This is a genomic window from Streptomyces sp. RP5T, assembly GCF_003933965.1.
In the GTDB taxonomy this organism is placed as follows: Bacteria; Actinomycetota; Actinomycetes; order Streptomycetales; family Streptomycetaceae; genus Streptomyces.
Genome location: NZ_RSAJ01001076.1, coordinates 1 through 1,373, shown reverse-complemented (window position 1 = coordinate 1,373; position 1,373 = coordinate 1). Strand labels below are relative to the sequence as shown.

Here is a 1,373-nt window from a genome sequence, read left to right as displayed (position 1 = left end):
AGGCAGCGCCCAGGGTGTACGGGACGAGCCAGCCGGCCGCCAGGTTCACCCAGCCGAGCCGGTCGGGCCCGCCCAGGCCGAAGCGCACGAGGTCCACGTGCAGGACGACGGCCAGCGGCCACAGCGGGTGCAGCCGCCGCAGCAGCGGGGTCGCGGACGTCAGCGCGCCGAAGACCAGGAGAAACCACAGGGGGGACAGGGCGAGTCCGGCCAGGGCGCGGACCGTGCCGTACGGGACGCCCGTCAGCAGCAGGGCCGTCGCCGCCACCGTCCACAGGGCGAGAACGGCGGCCACCGGCTTGAACAGCCGCGACAGACGGCTCGTCAGCCACTGGCGGTACGTCGTCCCACGGGCCCGGGCCGAGGTGTAGCCGCGGGTCGCCACATGACCGCCGACCAGGAAGAACACGGCCAGTGTCTGGAAGGCCCAGGAGATCGGGGCGAGCCAGGGCATGTGCTGCAGCGGGCTCGCGGTGCGCAGGGCGCCCCCGTCGGCGACCAGGGCGGTCACCAGCCAGTGGCCGAGGACGACGCCGAGTATCGCGAGGGCGCGCAGGGCGTCGACGGCACGGTCCCGCTCGGGAGGTGTCGCCGCGTCGACCCGATCGGCGGCCCGGCGCAGTCCCTCCGCGCTCTCGCGTATGCCGGCGCGTACGCCGCCCCGGGTGGGGTGGGTCTCAGGCACGGGTCACCTCCGCGGTGTCTCCGAGGACGATCCGGGCGAGGTTGGTCAGGCAGACCGAGCCCGGGCTGAAGTAGTCGCTGTGGCCGCCCTCCCCGGCGGCGAAGACGCGAGCGCCGAAGGCCGGGGAGATCGGGTCGGTGCCGAAGCCGACGCTGACGCCGAAGAGATCGGTGCGGACGTGGGGAACCTCGGCGACCCAGTCGTGCCGTCCCCTGGCCGCCCAGACCCGTGCGGGGGTGTGCAGGGCCGCCGCGGTGTCACTGCCGGTGCCGGGGCTGCCGACGAGGGCCAGGTCGTCGATGTCCAGGTGGGCGGCCGCCCTGCCGCAGACCACCGTGCCGTAGGAATGGCAGACCAGGGTGACGGTCGTGGCGCCGCCGGTGACGCCCCGCAGCAGGCGTATGAACGTGCGCAGCCGGGGAGCCGCTTCCTTGGCCCTGCCGGTGGTCAGGACCGCGGTGCTGACGGTGTCCGGGGTGCGGTAGCCGAGCCAGGCGACCACGGCGGTCCGGGTGCCGTGCGGCGCGGTGGCGGTGAGCCGGTCGCGCAGGGCCGCCGCTGTCGCCCGGAAGCGGTCGTAGGTGTCCAGGGAGGTGTCGGAGCCGGGGACCAGGACGGCCACGTGGTCGGCGCGGGCGAGGTCGCCGAGGACCTCCGCCGCCTCTCCGGGGCCCCGGCCGTCGAAGGT

Annotated in this window: 2 protein-coding genes; both read right to left on the bottom strand. The window is 75.2% G+C overall.

From position 1 onward, the window contains the following. A partial coding sequence (locus EHS43_RS44580) for an acyltransferase (protein ID WP_260471014.1) occupies positions 1-685 on the bottom strand: 685 nt, incomplete at its 3' end. After that, a partial coding sequence (locus EHS43_RS44575) for an alpha/beta hydrolase (RefSeq protein WP_125196062.1) occupies positions 678-1,373 on the bottom strand: 696 nt, incomplete at its 5' end. The genes EHS43_RS44575 and EHS43_RS44580, both read right to left, overlap by 8 nt.